The sequence below is a fragment of the Rhodopseudomonas sp. RCAM05734 genome, assembly GCF_052658035.1.
In genome coordinates this window covers 3,887,638-3,904,389 of sequence record NZ_CP199742.1, presented here as the reverse complement: position 1 = coordinate 3,904,389, position 16,752 = coordinate 3,887,638, and the positions used below count along the sequence as shown (strand labels likewise).

General features: G+C 63.3%; 16 protein-coding genes. 10 read left to right on the top strand and 6 right to left on the bottom strand.

Annotated features, from left to right (window positions below; translation table 11 throughout):
- Positions 1 to 73 precede the first annotated feature (73 nt).
- The 3 genes from arr (at position 74) to ACUXVA_RS18375 (ending at position 1,710) form a co-directional block, all read left to right on the top strand.
- Positions 74 to 490 carry an NAD(+)--rifampin ADP-ribosyltransferase gene (arr, locus tag ACUXVA_RS18385; RefSeq protein WP_265083756.1) on the top strand — a complete coding sequence of 139 codons (417 nt, stop codon included), beginning with the start codon at positions 74 to 76 and terminating at the stop codon, positions 488 to 490.
- 64 nt (positions 491 to 554) lie between these two features.
- A complete protein-coding gene (locus ACUXVA_RS18380) occupies positions 555 to 980 on the top strand; it encodes a VOC family protein (protein WP_265079016.1) in 426 nt (141 codons plus the stop codon).
- Between the two features lie 112 nt (positions 981 to 1,092).
- The gene (locus ACUXVA_RS18375) at positions 1,093 to 1,710 is read left to right on the top strand and encodes a rhomboid family intramembrane serine protease (protein ID WP_265079017.1); all 618 of its coding nucleotides are present in this window, start codon (positions 1,093 to 1,095) and stop codon (positions 1,708 to 1,710) included.
- A gap of 66 nt (positions 1,711 to 1,776) precedes the next feature.
- Here the strand turns inward: ACUXVA_RS18375 and ACUXVA_RS18370 are convergent, their stop codons facing one another.
- Genes ACUXVA_RS18370 through ACUXVA_RS18355 form a run of 4 tightly spaced genes read right to left on the bottom strand, consistent with a single transcriptional unit; the run spans position 1,777 to position 7,488 of the window.
- On the bottom strand, positions 1,777 to 2,655 hold the full coding sequence (locus ACUXVA_RS18370; RefSeq protein ID WP_265079018.1) for an SMP-30/gluconolactonase/LRE family protein: 879 nt from the start codon (positions 2,653 to 2,655) through the stop codon (positions 1,777 to 1,779).
- Positions 2,656 to 2,686: 31 nt separating this feature from the next.
- The gene (locus tag ACUXVA_RS18365; protein ID WP_265079019.1) at positions 2,687 to 4,747 is read right to left on the bottom strand and encodes an ABC transporter permease; all 2,061 of its coding nucleotides are present in this window, start codon (positions 4,745 to 4,747) and stop codon (positions 2,687 to 2,689) included.
- Positions 4,744 to 6,306, bottom strand: coding sequence for a sugar ABC transporter ATP-binding protein (locus tag ACUXVA_RS18360; RefSeq protein ID WP_445487409.1), 1,563 nt, complete (start codon positions 6,304 to 6,306; stop codon positions 4,744 to 4,746). Before ACUXVA_RS18360 ends, ACUXVA_RS18365 begins: the two co-directional genes overlap by 4 nt.
- A gap of 60 nt (positions 6,307 to 6,366) precedes the next feature.
- A complete protein-coding gene (locus tag ACUXVA_RS18355) occupies positions 6,367 to 7,488 on the bottom strand; it encodes a sugar ABC transporter substrate-binding protein (protein ID WP_265079021.1) in 1,122 nt (373 codons plus the stop codon).
- 180 nt (positions 7,489 to 7,668) lie between these two features.
- Here ACUXVA_RS18355 and ACUXVA_RS18350 point away from each other — a divergent pair, with 180 nt between their 5' ends.
- The gene (locus ACUXVA_RS18350; protein WP_265079022.1) at positions 7,669 to 8,355 is read left to right on the top strand and encodes a GntR family transcriptional regulator; all 687 of its coding nucleotides are present in this window, start codon (positions 7,669 to 7,671) and stop codon (positions 8,353 to 8,355) included.
- A gap of 22 nt (positions 8,356 to 8,377) precedes the next feature.
- Here ACUXVA_RS18350 and ACUXVA_RS18345 read toward each other — a convergent pair whose 3' ends face one another.
- The gene (locus tag ACUXVA_RS18345; RefSeq protein WP_265079023.1) at positions 8,378 to 9,154 is read right to left on the bottom strand and encodes an SDR family NAD(P)-dependent oxidoreductase; all 777 of its coding nucleotides are present in this window, start codon (positions 9,152 to 9,154) and stop codon (positions 8,378 to 8,380) included.
- Positions 9,155 to 9,331: 177 nt separating this feature from the next.
- On the opposite strand from ACUXVA_RS18345, the gene ACUXVA_RS18340 reads away from it, so the two are divergent.
- The 6 genes from ACUXVA_RS18340 to ACUXVA_RS18315 all read left to right on the top strand — a co-directional run bounded on the left by ACUXVA_RS18340 (position 9,332) and on the right by ACUXVA_RS18315 (position 15,320).
- Positions 9,332 to 10,591 (top strand): extracellular solute-binding protein, encoded by a 1,260-nt coding sequence (locus ACUXVA_RS18340; protein ID WP_265079024.1) that lies wholly within the window; start codon positions 9,332 to 9,334, stop codon positions 10,589 to 10,591.
- A gap of 96 nt (positions 10,592 to 10,687) precedes the next feature.
- Positions 10,688 to 11,614, top strand: coding sequence for a carbohydrate ABC transporter permease (locus ACUXVA_RS18335; RefSeq protein ID WP_265079025.1), 927 nt, complete (start codon positions 10,688 to 10,690; stop codon positions 11,612 to 11,614).
- Positions 11,607 to 12,458, top strand: coding sequence for a carbohydrate ABC transporter permease (locus tag ACUXVA_RS18330; RefSeq protein WP_445487405.1), 852 nt, complete (start codon positions 11,607 to 11,609; stop codon positions 12,456 to 12,458). Before ACUXVA_RS18335 ends, ACUXVA_RS18330 begins: the two co-directional genes overlap by 8 nt.
- Before the next feature lie 45 nt (positions 12,459 to 12,503).
- Positions 12,504 to 13,601, top strand: a complete 1,098-nt coding sequence (locus tag ACUXVA_RS18325; RefSeq protein ID WP_265079027.1) for a Gfo/Idh/MocA family protein — start codon at positions 12,504 to 12,506, stop codon at positions 13,599 to 13,601.
- Positions 13,602 to 13,614: 13 nt separating this feature from the next.
- Entirely contained in the window at positions 13,615 to 14,256 is a 642-nt protein-coding gene (locus ACUXVA_RS18320) for a ThuA domain-containing protein (protein WP_265079028.1), read from the top strand.
- A 32-nt stretch (positions 14,257 to 14,288) separates the two neighbouring features.
- Complete coding sequence (locus tag ACUXVA_RS18315; RefSeq protein ID WP_445487402.1) at positions 14,289 to 15,320, top strand: LacI family DNA-binding transcriptional regulator; 1,032 nt, start codon at positions 14,289 to 14,291, stop codon at positions 15,318 to 15,320.
- Positions 15,321 to 15,410: 90 nt separating this feature from the next.
- Here ACUXVA_RS18315 and ACUXVA_RS18310 read toward each other — a convergent pair whose 3' ends face one another.
- The gene (locus ACUXVA_RS18310; RefSeq protein ID WP_445487400.1) at positions 15,411 to 16,730 is read right to left on the bottom strand and encodes a UDP-glucose dehydrogenase family protein; all 1,320 of its coding nucleotides are present in this window, start codon (positions 16,728 to 16,730) and stop codon (positions 15,411 to 15,413) included.
- Between the last annotated feature and the right edge of the window lie 22 nt (positions 16,731 to 16,752).

Below are 16,752 nucleotides of genomic sequence, written 5' to 3'. Positions count from 1 at the left end.
GGCGTCCATCGGCGGTTTGCAAGCCGCGTCCGATCTGAATTGCCCGTGTTGCCCGATCGAGGAGCCCCGCACGATGTCTGCTTCAGCAAGCACGTTTTCGCAGTCGTTCTTTCACGGCACCCGGGCCGATCTGCAACCGGGCGACGGCATCCTCGTGGGCTACGCATCGAACTTCTCCAAGACCCAGCCGCTATCTTGGGTCTATTTCTCCGGTACGCTCGATGCCGCCATCTGGGGCGCCGAACTTGCCGCGGGCGATGCGCCCGAACGGATCTACGTGGTCGAGCCGACCGGGCCGATCTTCGACGATCCCAATCTGACGGACAAAAAATTCCCCGGTAACCCAACGCTCTCGTTTCGTTCGCGCGATCCACTGAGAATCATCGCGGAAGTGAATCGCTGGCAAAGCCATCCACCTGAGCAACTGCGGCTCATGAAGGAAGGTCTGGCCCGCCTGGAGCGTGAGGGCTCGCAACCCATCATCGACTAACGATTCAAACGGCGGAGCCGGATCCGACCGTTGCAAGGTCAGCAGACATGGAGGGAAACAAGGCATGAAGATCACGAGCTACTACCCCGTGCTGATGGTCGATGACGTCTCAGCGACATCCGATTTCTACATCAAGAACCTGTCGTTCCGGGCCGCCTTCGCGGCTGACTGGTATGTGCATCTCCAGTTCAGTAGCGATCCGGCCGTAAACCTGGCGATCCTGAAAGGCGATCATGGGACGATTCCCGAAGTGGCGCGCGGACGCGCCGCGGGAGTCCTGCTCAACTTCGAAGTCGACGATGTCGACGCAATGTATGCCCAGGCGGTCGCGGACGGGCTGCCCATCCTGTTGTCGCTTCGCGATGAAGACTTCGGCCAGCGGCACTTCATCACGCAAGATCCCAACGGCGTGCTGATCGACATCATCAAGCCCATTCCACCGAGTGCAGCATTTGCCGCGCAATATGCCGACGGCGCCCTGCCACAGTGAAGGTTTTCACCTGGCGGACGCCGGGACATTTCATGCGGCGATGTGATCGGGATTGTCGATGAATCATCCGGCGATTGAAACGATCGAACGGACGTAGGAGAATTCAACGACCATGCAGTTCGCACTGCGGCGCATCCCCGTCTCGTGGATCTGGGCCGCCAGTATTGTGCTGGTGTGGATTTGTGTTTCCATCCGCTTGCAGCAACCGCTATGGGCGCAGCAGACGTCGCAGGCTCTGGTAGCGTTCGGGACACTGAAGGGCGGTGATTTTGCTGCATCCGAAGCGTGTCGGCTTGTCGCCTCGCAATGGCTGCACGTCAAATTCCTGCATATGCTGTTCAATGCGCTCGTGATCGCCGGCGTCGGTCAGTTCGCCGAGGTCCGCTTCGGGCGGTGGACCGCGGTATCGCTGGGTCTGGCCGGCGGTACGTTGGCCCAGTTGGTCACCGTTTACGCGCTGCCGGATGCCTATATTTCGGGTGCATCGCAGGCCTATCTGGCGCTGTGCGGCCTGGTCCTGGCGACGGGCGCCGTCCGTTCAGTGTGGTGGTGGATCGCCGTTGTCGCGGTTGCCATCGGCGCAGGCCTCGACCTGCTGGTCAGCGGCCACGCCACGATAAAGCCAGGCCACCTGGCCGGATTCGCATTTGGCGCGATCGCTGGCCTTGCGCTCCAGCTGGCCTGGCGGACCAGCTGGTTCGCAGGGGCGGGTGCGAAGCGCAGTGCGTGACCGCGTCATCGTCGGCAACAACGCCCGTGCAGCCTGAAGGGGCTGCAGCGGGTATGCGACAGCAACTCAGCCGCCGAAACGAGGTTCAGGCAGGCCCTTGATGCCGAGATCGTAGATCGCGAACAGGCTGCCGCGCAGCACGCCGTCGCCCGGAAAGCGCGGCAGCGGTTGCCGCGCCATCGATGTCACGAACAGAATGTCGAGATTCGGCCCGCCGAACATCACGCTGGTGATCTTCTTCACCGGCATATCGATGATGCGGTCGATCGATCCGTCCGGCGCATAGCGCACCAGCCGGCCATCATAGACCAGCGCGGTCCACAGATAGCCTTCGGCATCCACGGTGGAGCCGTCCGCAGCGCCGCCCTTCGATGTATCCACCTTGGCGAAGGTACGCCGGTTCGACACCGCGCCGGTCTCCTGGTCGTAGTCGTAGGCCCAGATCTCGCCGGACCATGTATCCTGGAAATAGAAGATGCGCCCATCCGGACTCCAGCAGGGCCCGTTGGAGCAGATGATGTTGCTTTCGAGCTTTGTGACCTTGAGGTCGGTAGACAGGCTGTAGAGGCTGCCACGCGCAGCTTCCTCGCTGGTGTCCATCGAGCCGGCAACGAAGCGGCCGCGCTTGTCGACCTTGCCGTCATTGAGCCGGTTGGACGGCAGATCCGGTTCCGGATCGTGCACCAGGGTGACGTTTCCGGTCTTGAAATCGAGCAGATGGAAGCCGCGCTGCAGCGACACCACCGCACTATTGCCGTCCTTGCGGATCGCCATCGAGCCGATCTTCTGCGGCACGTCCCAGGCGCGCAACTCGCGGCCGTCCGCAGTGGCGCGAAACACGCGGCCATCGAAGGAGTCGATCCAGTACAGCCGCTGCTGTTCGACATCCCAGAGCGGTCCTTCACCGAGCGTCGTCTTGACGTCCACCAGAACTTCGATTCGCATCACGTCCTCCCGTTCTTTCTTGTCGCTTTTCTCAACTCGATTTTTCCCGCAATGCGATGACCGCGCCGAGCACAACCACGCCATAGAGTATCGCACGGGTCGCATAGGGCAGCGTGGTTCCGGACAGCAGCGTCTGCAGCGCCGTGAGCAAAACCACGCCGCCGATCATGCCGAGAAAGCTGCCGCGCCCGCCGGTGATCAGCGCGCCGCCGACCACCACGACGGCGATGGACGGCAACAGATATTCGTCGCCCATGCCGAGGCTGCCCTGCCCGGAGAAGCCCGACAGCAGGATACCGACCAAAGCTGAGCACACGCCGGACAGAATGTAGACCCAGACGAGGGTCGCCTTGACCGGCACGCCGGAGAGTTCTGCCGGACGCTCGCCGTTGCCGATCGCATAGACGCGGCGACCGAACACGGTGCGGCCCAGCAGCACGGCGGCGCCGGCGACGAAGAGGATCAGGAACGGCACGACGGGCGTCACACCCGCGATCCGCCCGGTCATGAACCAGCGCAAGGCCGGCGACGCAAAGCCGTCCGGCGTGCCGCCCGAATAGACCAGCCCGATGCCCTGCAGGATGCCGTTCATCGCCAGCGTCATGACGATCGGCGACAGGCCGAGCGCGACGATCCCCAGTCCGTTGACGAGTCCGATCAACGCGCCGACACCGAGCACAACCGGCACCGCGTAGATCAAGGCGGCGTCCGCCCCCTTCAGCAGTCCGGCGCAGAGAATGCCGCACAGGCCGATGGCCCATGGCAGCGACAGATCGAGGCCGCCGGTGAGGATCACGGTGCCCTGACCAAGTGCGAGGATCGCCAGGAAACAGCCGAGCACCATGAGCGAGTCGTAAAACGCCCAGGAGAACACCGCATTCCCCAGCACCAACTGGGTGACGACCAGAACGATGATGAAACAGACATAGGCCGGCAGGCTGGTGCGCAGCACCTCGGCGTTGGCGCGCCAGAACGCGGGAGCCGCGAAAGCCGCAGGCGGCATCGGCAGTGCCAGCCGCATCGACGGCAGATCGAGCTGGCGCGGCAGCATTCCCGCGCGACGAGCGCGCGACCGCCGCACGATGGTGCGCAGCGTGGTGGCGAGCACCGACGTCCGTGTGAACGAGGACGCCAGCACGGCGAGGATCAGGATCGTCCCCTCGACGATGGAGGAATAGAAGGCCGGCACGTTGAGCACGAGCAGGATGTTCACGACCAGCATCAGCACATAGGCACCGAACACCGTGCCAATCAGACCGCCGCGGCCACCACCGAGCAACGTGCCGCCCAGCACCACCGCAGTGAACATCTGCAACAGCATCGGATTGCCGACCAGCGGGTCGCCCGAGCCGGTCTGCGCGCTGATGAAGACGCCGGCGAGGCCATAGAGGCCGCCGGCCAGCACATAGGTGAAGAACTCGTGCAGCGGCACGCTGAGGCCCGACGCGCGCGCGGCTTCCCGGTCCGATCCCACGGCGCGAATGGCCTTGCCGAACAGCGTGTTCTTCAGTGCCAGCCAAAGCACCATCAACAGCGCCAGCAGCAGCACCGGCATCGGCAGGACACCGGGGATGGCATCGCCGGTGAGGAATTGCGCAAAGCCCGGCGGGACCTGCCCGCCCGGCTTGTCCATCACCAGCAAAGTCACACCCTGCAGGATGAACATGGTGGCGAGCGTCACCACGATCGGTTGCAGCCGGAGCACCGCGATAAAGAAGCCATTGAAGGCGCCGGTGAGCGCACCGATGCCGATGCCCGCAGCGGTCCACAGCAGGATGCTCCCGACGCTGTCCTGCATCTGCCCGGCCAGCGTCACGTTGACGAGCGAGATCACGGCGGCCGCGGACAGGTCGAAGCCGCCGGATAACACCACGAGGGTCTGGCCGAGCGCGGCGATGGCAAGGGTGGCGCCGCCGGCAGCGAGCGTGCCGATCTCGTAGTAGCCAAGCGTGCTGCCGCTCACCAGCTTGACGATGGCAAGACAGATGACAAACACTACCACCGCGATCAGCGGGCCGCGCTGCCGCTCGATCCAGAGCTTGACCGGCGATGCGCTGCGCCGGGGAGACGCCAATGTCGTGATTGTGCTCATTGCAGATTCAGGCTGGCAGGCCCGCTCCCCAGGGTCGCGCGGAGGATGGCCCCTTCGTTGATGGCATCCCCCTCAAGGTCCGCGGCGAGCCGGCCTTCGTACAGCACGAGAACCCGGTCGCACAGATGATCGAGCTCCGGGATCTCGGTGGAGTGAAACAGGATCGATCCACCTGCCGCAGCAAACTCGCGCATCAGGGCATAGATCTCGTTCTTGGTGCCGACGTCGATGCCGCGGGTCGGATCGAACAGCAGCAGGATGCGGCTATTGGCGAACAGCCACTTGGCGACCGCGATCTTCTGCTGGTTGCCGCCGGAGAACGACCTCACGCTGGTCCACAACGCGCGCGTCTGCACCTCGAGCCGGGCGAAGATCCGGGCCACGTCCACCGCCTCGCGCGCGGTATCGACAAGGCCGAACCGCGCGTAGCGGTCGATCACCGGCAGCGAGACGTTGCGCTGGCCATCGAGCTTCAGGAACAACGCCTCGGTCTTGCGATCTTCCGGGACCAGACCGATGCCGATCCGTGCATCGACGGCGTCGCGCGGCGACGTGAGCGTCACCGGCCGGTCGTCCACGCGGATCTCGCCCTGGCTCTCGGTCATGCCGAACAGGGCCGAGAACAATTCGAGCTGGCCCATGCCCTGAAGACCGGCGATGCCGAGGATCTCGCCGCGGCGCAGAGCGAAGGAGACATCGCTGAGGCGCTTGTCGGTGGCGAGATTTTTCACGGCCAGAACCGGCGCAGCCGACAGCATCGAGCGCGGCGGCTTGGCGGGAAAGGAATGGCCATCCGCCTTGCCGGCAATCAGCCCGATCAGATCCTCGTCGGTGACGTCGGACACCGCCTCGGTGGCGACGTGCTTGCCGCCCCGCAGCACGGTGACCCGATCGCAGAACGCGCGCACCTCGCGCATGCGGTGCGAGATGAACACGATGGTGGTGCCCCTCGCCTTCTGGCGCGCGATGATATCGCCGAGCCAGTCGATGTCGCGCCCCGACAGCGTCGAGGTCGGCTCGTCGAGCAGCAGGATTTTGGGATTGCGGAAAATGGCGCGCGCGATCTCGATCTTCTGACGCTCGTTGAGATCGAGATCGCGGATTTCTGCGGATGGATCGATGTCGCCGAGACCGAGCGCGTCGAGATGCGCGCAGACATCGCGCAGCGCCGCGCGCCGCCGGATCAGGCCCAGCGCGCCAACCGGCGGGTCGGGCAACAACATGTTGTCGAGCACCGTGAGATCGCGAACCAGGCTCAGTTCCTGAAACGCGGTCTGGATGCCCTGCGCATGGGAGGCGCGCGGCGAGCGCAGCGTCACGGGTTGACCGTGGACGACCAGGCCGCCGGTGGTCGGCAGGATCAGCCCCGACAGCAGCTTGACCATCGTCGATTTGCCGGCACCGTTTTCTCCGAGCAGCGCGTGGGTGTCGCCGGTGCGGATATCGAATCCGACATCGTTCAATGCGATAGTCGGACCGTAGATCTTGCGTATGTTACGGGCCGCGATGGCGATCGACGCATCGCTGACGCTACCGGCCTTGATGCGGTCGTGAGCCAAAAGGATGTCCTCGCAGAGTCGACGGGCAGAACGGGGGCGCCGTGGCGCCCCCGCAGGCGATCAGTTTTCCGGCTGGCCGACCAGCGCCGCGTCGAGACCGATCTCCGGCGTCTCGTTGGAGAAGATCGAGGCGAACCAGCCCGGGTTGGAGACGATCGATGCCTTGAAGGCATTGCAGCCGTCCTTCATTTCCTTCCAGCTGCCTTCCTGGCACAGCTTGATCGTCTCGTTGGTCACCAGCGGAAGCGGAAGCACCGTCTTCTTCGGGATGTCCTTGCCTTCGAGCTTGGCGACCGCCAGCTTCAAGGCCAGCGCGCCAGAATAGGGCGGCGAGGCATAGGAGATGCGTGGCGCGTTCATCGGCTTGTAGGTGCCGTTGGCGCCTTCGACCTCGGTGTTGACCGGCAGCATCTGGACCCGGCCGCCATTGGAGCCTTCACCGGCGCAGGGCTTCAGCTTGTCGATCGGGATCCCGGCCTCGACCTGCATCGTGTTGGCGGTGTAGCAACCGACCTGCATCCACAATCCGTCGATCTGGTCCCATTTGCGGGTGGCCAGCACCTTCGATAGTTCGGTGCGCGCGACCGCCTGACTCCACATCCCGACCGCCTCGTTGACGATCTTGATGTCCGGGTATTTCGCGAACACTTCCTTGGCCGCCTTGGTGCGCAGCGTATCGACGGAGGTACCGGGCACGCCGGTGATGGCAACGATATTGCCCTTGCCGTTGAGTTTCTTGACCAGCCATTCGGCGGTAACGCGGCCAGCTTCGACCTGGTCGATGGCGACATTGTAAGCGCAGGGTTCGGTGATCTCGCCGTCATAGGCGATCACAACAATGCCCTTCTCGCAGGCATTCTTGACCGCGGTGTTGAGCGCCGTCGGCGAGATCGGGAACACCACGATGGCCCTGGCGCCGGCCTGCACCATCGCATTGATCTGCTGGATCTGCTTCTGGGCGTTCGGGCCGGCCACCTGGACCTGGAGATCGACCTTGTCGGCCAAGGTCTTCGAGGATGCCATGGCCTTGATCATATTGGCGGCCTCGCCCTGCCAGTCGTTGCCGATGAAGCTCATCGACAGATAGACCTTGAATTTCTCGGCATGAGCCAAAGACGGCAGACCGGCGGTGACGGCCAAGCCGAGCGCGGCTGCACCTAATAGCGACTTCCTTTTGAACATCGTTCTCTCCCCTGATGCGATTGCTTGGTGATCGCCAGTTTCGGCGCCCTGTTTTTCTTTTGATCAAAGATCACAAATCAAATATAGATGCAAGCGTGGGCGATTGGTTTGCCCGAGCGCTTTGGCTGCCATGGCGACGGCGAATCCCACATACTGGCGCGAAACAATGGAAGCGGGCTGATGGCGCTATTGCGCAAACAATTGCAGGAATTGAGCTATTCGCCGGTGTCGCGGGTCACGGTGCAGGAGCATGTCTATGGACGGCTGCGCGAGTTGATCCTCAATGGCGGGATCGAGCCGGGCCGCACCGTGACGGTGGTCAGCCTGTCCGAGGCCTTCGGCGTCAGCGCCATGCCGGTGCGCGAAGCGCTGCACCGCCTGGTGGCAGAAAAAGCCCTGACCGTCGTGACCGGACGCTCGGTGGGCATCCCGCTGCTGACCCTGCAGCGTCTGCACGACTTGCGCCGTGTGCGCGTTGCCGTGGAAGGCACCGCGACGGAATGGGCGGCGCAACGCCTGACGGCGGGCGATCTTGCCGAACTCAGCGACCTGATCGACCAGATGGAGACGGCCAAGTCCGAGAAGAACAGGGAGGTTTATGTCCCCGCCAATCGCGATTTCCACTTCATGATCTACCGCGCCGCGGGTTCGGACACCCTGCTGTCGCTGATCGAGTCACTTTGGCTGCAGATTGGCCCTTACTTCAATCTGCTCAAGACCACCGACAACTGGCACACCGCCAATATCGAGCATCGGGCGATGCACGCGGCGCTGGCCCGCAAGGATGGCGCTGCGGCAAGGGAAGCGCTGACACGCGACATCGACGATGCCGAGATCGCATTGCGCGGGCTGATCACGCAAGCCTAGGCGCGGCTGGAGGTCGACGCCCTCACACCCATCCTCCGTCAACGACATATTGCTGATTGGTGCATGCACTGGCTTCGTCGGAGGCGAAGAACAATGTCGCGCGCGCGATTTCGTCGGGCACCAGCTTGCGCTTGAGGCACTGTCGCCGCATCAACTCAGCTTCGGCTTCGGGATTGAGCCACAGATCGATCTGCCGCTGCGTCATGATCCAGCCGGGCGCGATGGCGTTGACGCGGATGTTGTAGGGGCCGAAATCCCGCGCCAGCGACCGGGTCAATCCGAGCACGCCGGATTTCGCCGCCGTATAGGCGGCCATGCCGCCCTGCCCGACCATCCATGAGGTCGAACCGAAATTGATGATCGATCCGGCCTTGGCCTCGATCATGTCGGGCAGCACGGCTTGCGCAGCAAAGAACTGATGCTTGAGATTGACGGCAATCCGGTCATCCCAGAATTCCGGCGTCACTTCGAGCGCGGCGTGGCGCTGGTCATGCGCTGCATTGTTGATGAGGATCTGGACCGGCCCGAGCGCGCTGCGGATCCCGGCGATCGCGGCGCGCAGCGCGGCGATGTCGGTCAAGTCAGCCTGTTCGAAGTGAATCCGATGGCCTTGCTCCGATAACTCCTTGGCCAGTGCGCGTGACTCGGCGTCCTTGATGTCGATGAAGCCGACCCTGGAACCTTGCGCGGCAAAACGCCGGACAATGGCCTCGCCAATGCCGCTGCCGCCGCCGGAGACCAGCACGGTCTTGCTGGCCAGATCCGGATAAATCGCTCCCGCCGAGGTTACGCTTGTCATTGTCTTCTCCCTGTCGCGGCGCGTGGGCCCTTGAACTCTCTCTATCACATCCCGTTCATGGGTCACATCAAATGATGAGTTGCGCACCTCAATTCGCATGGCTAGGCTGAAGCACGTCGAGGAAACACGATCCATCAAAAGATGGACGGTTCAAAAACAGCGACCTGGGAGGACGGCATGAGGCACTTGAAACGGGCCGCTATGGCGGCGGCGTTGTTGATGCTGACGGCGAGTGTTGCCTCGGCACAGACCACCATTCGATGGCTGCATCTCGAGGTGAACCCGAACCAGGTGAAGATCTGGGAGGACGTCGCCCGCGACTTCGAGAGCAAGAACCCCGGCGTCAAGATCGAGATGCAGTTCCTCGAGAACGAGGCCTACAAGGCCAAGCTGCCGAGCATGCTGCAGTCGAAGGACCGGCCGCAGATCATCTACAGCTGGGCCGGCGGCGTGTTGAAGTCGCAGATCGAGGCCGGCGTGCTCGAGGACATCGCCGCGCCGCTCGGCGACACCAGGGATCAGCTGGCGCCAGCGGCGGTGAGTGCCTTCACCCAGGACGGCAAGATCTACGGCGTTCCCTTCGCGCAGTCCGAGGTCGGATTTCTCTACAACAAGGAACTGATGGCCAAGGGCGGCGTCGACGGCGCCAGCATCAAGACCTGGGATGACCTGCTCGGTGCCGTCAAGAAGCTGAAGGCCGCCGGGGTCACGCCGTTGATGGTCGGCGGAGCCGACAAATGGCCGATCCATTTCTACTGGACCTATCTGGCCGTCCGCATCGGCGGCAAGCCCGCCTTCGAGGCCGCCTTGCGCGGCGAAAACGGCGGCTTCGCAGGCGACACTTTCGTCAGGTCAGGACAGTTGTTCAAGCAACTGATCGACCTCGCGCCGTTCCAGAACGGATTTCTCGGCTTCAAGAATCCGCAGGCCATCGGCGCTTTCGGCGACGGCAAGGCGGCGATGACGCTGGCCATCAGCACCAGCTATCACACGCAACGCGCACTGGCGGCCGACAAGAAGGGCATCGCCGACGACAACCTTGGCTGGTTCGATTTCCCGATGGTGGCAGGCGGCAAGGGTGCCCCCACCGATACGCTGGGCGGGATCAATGGCTGGCTCGTCACCAAGGGCGCCCCGAAGGAGACCGTGACGTTCCTGAAATACTTTGTCTCACAGGACGTTCAGAAAAAGCTCGCCGCAGGAAATTTCCTGATCCCGGTCTACAAGGGCGCCGACGAAGGCCTCGCCAGTACGTTGATGCGCACCATCGCGCAGAATCTCGCGAAGTCGAAATATCATCAGAACTTCTACGACCAGAGCCTCGGCCCCTCCGTGGGCCGCGTCGTCAACGACGTCACCGCCGAAATCGCCGGCGGCAGCATGACGCCTGAGGCCGCCGCCAAGGCGATCCAGGATGCGTTCAAGCAGGGCAATTGATATGAGGGAAGCTCATCAACGCGGCGCTCTCCCTCCGCTTCCCCGGCAAGGCGACGACGAGCAGTTCATGCGGCAAACGCTCCCCTCGCCCGCCCCATGACCCTGCTCAATCCCCACGCCATCGGCCCGTCGATGCGCCCGTTCGCCATGCGCCGGCCGTCCAGCTCCGGAAAGCTCACGGCCGCGCTGCTGTTCCTGCCGCCAGCGCTGCTGCTGTTCACGCTGTTCGTGGTGACGCCGGTGGTCGAGGCCGCGTGGTATTCGGGATTTAACTGGAACGGTTTTGGCACGCCGAAGAACTGGATCGGGCTCGACAATTATCGCTTCGTGTTCGACAGCCGCGCCTTCGGCCTCGCCTTCCGCAACAACATCCTGATCATCGTGGTCTCGCTGCTGGTCCAGCTGCCGCTCGCCCTGTCGCTGGCCCTGATCCTGGCGAACAGGTTTCGCGGCGCGGTGGCCCTGCGCATGCTGTTCTTCATGCCCTACATCCTGGCCGAGATCGCCACCGGACTCATCTTCTCCTTCGTCTATGACGGCGACTACGGCCTGCTCGCCGCCATCTTCCGGGTGTTCGGCGCGGAGGCGCCGCATCTGCTGGCCAGTCCGCAGACCTCGATGCTGGCGATCCTGATCGTGGTGGTCTGGAAGTATTTCGGCTTTCACATGATGCTGTTCATCGCCGCCTTGCAGGGCATGGACCGCAATCTGGTCGAAGCCGGCCAGATCGACGGCACCACGCGCTGGCAGAACCTGCGCTACATCGTCCTTCCCTTGCTCTACCCGACCATCCGGCTCTCGGCGTTCTTTGCCATCGTCGGCTCGCTGCAGCTGTTCGACCTGATCATGCCACTGACCCGCGGCGGGCCGGCGGATTCGTCCCATACCATGGTGAGCTTCCTCTATACCTTCGGCGTCATGCGGATGCGCGTCGGCTTCGGCAGCGCCGTTGGCGTGATTCTGTTTTTGATCTGCGTCACCTTCGCCTTTACCTATAAACGCTGGATGATGCGCGATGAGTGACCAGGTCGCATTCTCGGACGGCCGGTTCGACCGTGTCGCACTCGGCAAGGTGCTGTTCCTCACCGTGGTGGCGGTCTTCGTCGCTACGCCGCTGATCGCCACCGTGCTCGGTGGCTTCAAGTCGATCGGCGAGCTGCGCACCAACCCGTTCGGCCTGCCTCAGGCCTGGGAATGGCAGAACTACGGCGGCATCCTGCTGTCGAAACGCTACTGGCAGCCGCTCGGCAACTCCCTGATCATCTCGACGCTGACGGTGATCCTGACGCTGATCGCAGCCTCGATGGCCGCCTTCGTGTTTGCGCAGATCAGGTTTTTCGGCAGCAACATGCTGATGAGCTACATCACCATGGGATTGCTGTTCCCGGCGGCGACCGCGATCCTGCCGCTATTCATCGAGGTGCGCGATCTCGGCCTGCTCGATTCCTATTTCGGCGTCGTGCTGCCGCAGGTGGCCTTTGCGCTGGCCATGAGCATTCTCCTGCTGCGGCGCTTCTTCAAGGACATTCCCTATGAGCTGCTGGAGGCGGCACTGGTCGACGGCTGCAGCTATATCGACTTCTTCCGCTACGTGACGCTGCCGCTGTCGCGTCCGATCCTGGCCACCGTCGGCACCATCGTTTTCGTCAACAGCCGGAACTCATACCTGATCCCGCTCATCATGCTGAACAGCGACGAGCTCTATCCGTGGCCGCTGGGCATCATGGTGTATCAGGGCGAGTATTCCTCGGAATGGCACCTGATCCTGGCCTTCGTCACCCTGACCATCCTTCCCACCATCGTGCTGTTCCTGTTCGCGCAGAAGCACATCGTCGCCGGCCTCACTGCGGGGGCGGTCAAGGGCTGAGCCTTACGACAACAACAAGATCGAACCTCTCGAAGCGGAGTTCTTATGAGAAAAGTCGGCATCGGCGTCATCGGCTGCGGCGTCATCAGCAAGGCCTACATGACCGCGATGAAGCAGTTCGCCAACATCGAGCTGCGCGCGGTCGCCGATATGCGCGCCGCTCCCGCCGAGGCACGAGCGAAAGAATTCGGCGTGCCCGGCATGCGGGTCGACCAGCTACTCAAGCGCGACGATATCGAGATCGTCGTGAATCTGACGGTGCCGCTGGCCCATACCGATGTCAGCCTCGCAGTGCTCAATGCCGGCAAGCACGTGCATTCGGAAAAGCCGCTGGGCGTCGACATGGTCGAGGCCCGCAAGGTGATGGATCTCGCCGCGCGGAAGAATCTGCGCGTCGGCTGCGCGCCCGACACATTCCTTGGTGGCGGCCATCAGACGGCGCGCAAACTGATCGACGACGGCGCCATAGGCACGCCGGTGGCCGGCACCGCCATTTTCGCCTGCCCCGGCCACGAACGCTGGCATCCGGCGCCCGGCTTCTATTATCTGCGCGGCGGCGGCCCGATGCTCGACATGGGGCCGTATTACATCACCGATCTGGTGCAACTGCTGGGCCCGATCGCTTCCGTGATGGGCAGCGCGTCCAAGCCGCGGCTCGAACGGCTGATCACCAGCCAGCCGCTCAATGGCACGCTGATTCCCGTCGAGGTCGCGACCCATGTCACCGGCACGCTCGAATTCGTCTCCGGCGCGGTGATCTCCATCACCATGAGTTTCGACGTGCCCAAGCACAAGCATGCACCGATCGAAATCTACGGTTTTGCCGGCAGCCTTCTGGTCCCCGATCCCAACCGCTTCGGCGGCGAGGTCAACGTCGCCAGGACGGGCGGCGAGTGGGAAACGCAGCCTTATAGCCACGGCAATACCGAGGGCGAATTCCGCTCCATCGGCGTCGCCGACATGGCGGCCGCCATCGTCAACGACCGGCCGCACCGCGCCAGCGGCGCATTGGCGCTGCACGTGCTGGAAGCCATGGAGGCGTTCCAGATCTCGTCCGACCAAGGACGGCGCGTCAAACTCGAAACCACCGTCGAAAGACCGGCGATGTTGCCGCCGGGACTGCCGACCGGACAGATCGACTGACAAGGATGGAAAGATGCGTGAAGCGATGATCGTATGGGGCGGCTGGTCCGGCCATGATCCGGACCTGTGCGCCTCGATGATACGGGGCTGGCTGAAGGCGGAAGGTTTCAGCGTCAGGATCGAGACCTCGACGGAGGCGTTCCTCGACCCGGCGATCACGGACCTGTCCTTGATCGTTCCCATCTACACCATGTCGAAGATCGAGAAGCCGGAGGCGCTGGCCTTGTGCGAGGCGGTCAAGGGCGGCGTCGGACTGGCCGGGCACCACGGCGGCATGGCCGATGCGTTTCGCGATTCCGTCGATTACCAGTTCATGTGCGGGGGGCAATGGGTTGCCCATCCCGGCAATATCATCGATTACAAGGTGGACGTCACCCGCCCCGACGATCCGGTGATGACCGGGATCGACAGCTTCGAACACAGGTCAGAGCAATATTACATGCATATCGATCCGGCCATCGACGTGCTGGCGACCACGACGTTCAACGCGGATCACGCCCCCTGGATCGAGGGGGTCGTCATGCCGGTGGTGTGGAAGAAGCGCTTCGGCGAGGGCCGGGTGTTCTATTCATCGCTGGGCCACCGCGCCTATGAACTCGATGTCCCGGAAATCCGAACGCTGATGACGCGCGGCATGCTATGGGCCGCGCGATGACGACGGAGGGCCAGCACGTGGAAGATCAGCGCATGTCCGGCCGCAGGGCAACGCTCGAAGACGTCGCCCGCGAGGCCGGCGTGTCATTGGCCACTGCCGACCGCGTCGTCAACCGGCGCGACGGCGTCCGCGGACGGACCATCGCCCGCGTCGAAATGGCGGTCGCCAGGCTCGGCTATCGCGCCAATGCCGCAGCGATGCGGCTCGCGCGCAATGAAAGCTACCGCTTCGCCTTCCTGCTGCCATCCAACGCCAACAGCTTCATGTCAAACCTGTCCGCGCAGGTCGGGCGCGCGTCCGGCTGGCTGGCGAGCCAGAACGGCTATATCGACTTGATGCATGTCGACGTCTTCGATCCGAATGCGCTGGCCGAAGCGCTGGACCGGCTGTCGCCGGACTACCAGGGTGTTGCCACCGTCGCACTCGACCATACCCGCGTGAGGGCCGCGATCGACGACCTCGTTGCGCGCGGCGTCCATGTCGTCACGCTGGTCTCCGACGCGCCCTCCTCGCGGCGCGCGCATTATGTCGGCGTCGACAATCCCGCCGCCGGCCGCACCGCAGCGTCGCTGATGGGCCGCTTCCTCGGCGGCCGAAAAGGCAAGGTCGGAATCATTGTCGGGGCGATGGCGCTGCGCGACCACGCCGAGCGGCATTTCGGATTCCATCAGGTATTGTCCGGCGAATATCCCGACCTGGTGGTGTTGCCCGCCGGCGAGGGCCGCGACGACAGCAATCAGAACAGCTCCCTCACCGCGGCCTTGCTGCGCGAACACCCCGACCTGGTCGGCCTCTACAATGCCGGCGCCGGCAACGAGGGCATCGCCTCGGTGCTGGAGACCTCCGGCCGCGCCCGCGACATCGTCTGGATCGCCCATGAGTTGACGGCCGACACGCGGCGTTTCCTGCTGAATGCCACCATCGACGCCATCATCAACCAGGATCCCGGCCACGAAGCCCGCTCCGCGGCGCGCGTGCTACTCGCCCATTGCCTGGGTGAGCCGATCATTCCCGATCAGGAACGGATCCGCATCGAGATTTTCGTCAGAGACAATCTGCCGTAGGACGACGAACCGGGCTGTTTCGTCGTCCTCGCTCTTGCGACATTTGCTCTGCCTGCCCGAAATCGGTCCCCGCGCCCAACACGTTGAGCTTCAATAGGCGAGCGGGCTCGGTCGACCGACACCGCAATACAGGAAACCGTTTCGCGCAACTTCATCGGGTGAATAGATATTGCGGAGATCCACAATGACCGGACAGGCCATGATCGCTGCAAGCTCTTTCAGGTCGAGCGCCCTGAACTGTTCCCATTCCGTCACGATCACCAGTGCATGGCTGCCCTTGGCGCATTCATAGGCGCTGTCACAGAAGGCGACATTCTCGAAGACCTTCCTGGCCTCATCCATGCCGACGGGATCGTAGATGCGAACATCCGCGCCCATATCCTGAAGCGCCGTGATCAACGGGATGGACGGTGCATCCCGCATGTCATCGGTATTGGGCTTGAACGTGACACCGAGCACGGCGATCGACTTGCCGCGGATGTTGCCGCCGAAGGCACCGGCCACCTTCCGGGCCATCGCACGCTTGCGCTGGTCATTGACCGCCACCACCGTCTCGATGATGCGCAACGGCGCCTCGTTGTCCTGCCCGGTTTTGATGAGTGCAAGCGTATCCTTGGGAAAGCACGATCCGCCAAAGCCGGGTCCCGCATGAAGGAACTTGAGGCCGATTCGATTGTCCAGACCGATGCCCCGCGCCACCTCTTGCACGTTCGCGCCAACCTTCTCCGCAAGGTCGGCGATCTCGTTGATGAAAGCGACCTTCATGGCAAGAAAGGCGTTGGCCGCATATTTGGTCAACTCCGCCGTTCGCCGATCGGTATAAAGAATCGGCGACTCGTTGAGATGAAGCGGCCGATAGACCTCGGCCATGACCTTTCGCGCGCGCAGGTCTTCAGTGCCGATGACAATGCGATCGGGGTGCTTGAAATCCCGGATGGCCGCGCCCTCCCGCAGGAACTCGGGATTCGAGACGACCGCAACATCCTTGTTCGAATTCGCGCTGCGAATGATGTGCTCGACCTCATCGCCGGTCCCAACGGGCACCGTCGACTTGGTGACCACGACCGCAGAGTCGGAGAGAAACCCCGCAATCTCCCGCGTCGCCGCATAGACATATGACAGGTCCGCATGGCCGTCGCCGCGACGCGACGGCGTTCCGACGGCGATGAACACGACCTCCGCATTCTCGACGGCAGCCTTCATGTCGCTGACAAAGTGCAGGCGCCCCTGCCTGATATTGGCGGTGACAAGCTCGGACAGTCCGGGCTCGTGGATCGGAATCTCTCCGACGTTCAGTTTGGCAATCTTCTGCTCGTCATGATCGACGCAAGTGACATTGTGTCCGAAGTCGGCAAAGCACGCCCCCGAGACGAGCCCGACATAGCCGGCGCCCACTATGGCAATATGCATTCAAAGTCCTGTCTGATTGTTG

What these genes read in the sequence shown, in the direction of transcription:
- ACUXVA_RS18340 (WP_265079024.1), top strand. Translation starts at nt 9,332, where the DNA reads ATGAGGCACTTGAAACGGGCCGCTATGGCGGCGGCGTTGTTGATGCTG.
- ACUXVA_RS18310 (WP_445487400.1), bottom strand. Translation starts at nt 16,730, where the DNA reads ATGCATATTGCCATAGTGGGCGCCGGCTATGTCGGGCTCGTCTCGGGG.
- ACUXVA_RS18320 (WP_265079028.1), top strand. Translation starts at nt 13,615, where the DNA reads ATGCGTGAAGCGATGATCGTATGGGGCGGCTGGTCCGGCCATGATCCG.
- ACUXVA_RS18325 (WP_265079027.1), top strand. Translation starts at nt 12,504, where the DNA reads ATGAGAAAAGTCGGCATCGGCGTCATCGGCTGCGGCGTCATCAGCAAG.
- ACUXVA_RS18370 (WP_265079018.1), bottom strand. Translation starts at nt 2,655, where the DNA reads ATGCGAATCGAAGTTCTGGTGGACGTCAAGACGACGCTCGGTGAAGGA.
- ACUXVA_RS18330 (WP_445487405.1), top strand. Translation starts at nt 11,607, where the DNA reads ATGAGTGACCAGGTCGCATTCTCGGACGGCCGGTTCGACCGTGTCGCA.
- ACUXVA_RS18375 (WP_265079017.1), top strand. Translation starts at nt 1,093, where the DNA reads ATGCAGTTCGCACTGCGGCGCATCCCCGTCTCGTGGATCTGGGCCGCC.
- ACUXVA_RS18355 (WP_265079021.1), bottom strand. Translation starts at nt 7,488, where the DNA reads ATGTTCAAAAGGAAGTCGCTATTAGGTGCAGCCGCGCTCGGCTTGGCC.
- ACUXVA_RS18380 (WP_265079016.1), top strand. Translation starts at nt 555, where the DNA reads ATGAAGATCACGAGCTACTACCCCGTGCTGATGGTCGATGACGTCTCA.
- arr (WP_265083756.1), top strand. Translation starts at nt 74, where the DNA reads ATGTCTGCTTCAGCAAGCACGTTTTCGCAGTCGTTCTTTCACGGCACC.
- ACUXVA_RS18315 (WP_445487402.1), top strand. Translation starts at nt 14,289, where the DNA reads ATGTCCGGCCGCAGGGCAACGCTCGAAGACGTCGCCCGCGAGGCCGGC.
- ACUXVA_RS18335 (WP_265079025.1), top strand. Translation starts at nt 10,688, where the DNA reads ATGACCCTGCTCAATCCCCACGCCATCGGCCCGTCGATGCGCCCGTTC.
- ACUXVA_RS18345 (WP_265079023.1), bottom strand. Translation starts at nt 9,154, where the DNA reads ATGACAAGCGTAACCTCGGCGGGAGCGATTTATCCGGATCTGGCCAGC.
- ACUXVA_RS18365 (WP_265079019.1), bottom strand. Translation starts at nt 4,747, where the DNA reads ATGAGCACAATCACGACATTGGCGTCTCCCCGGCGCAGCGCATCGCCG.
- ACUXVA_RS18350 (WP_265079022.1), top strand. Translation starts at nt 7,669, where the DNA reads ATGGCGCTATTGCGCAAACAATTGCAGGAATTGAGCTATTCGCCGGTG.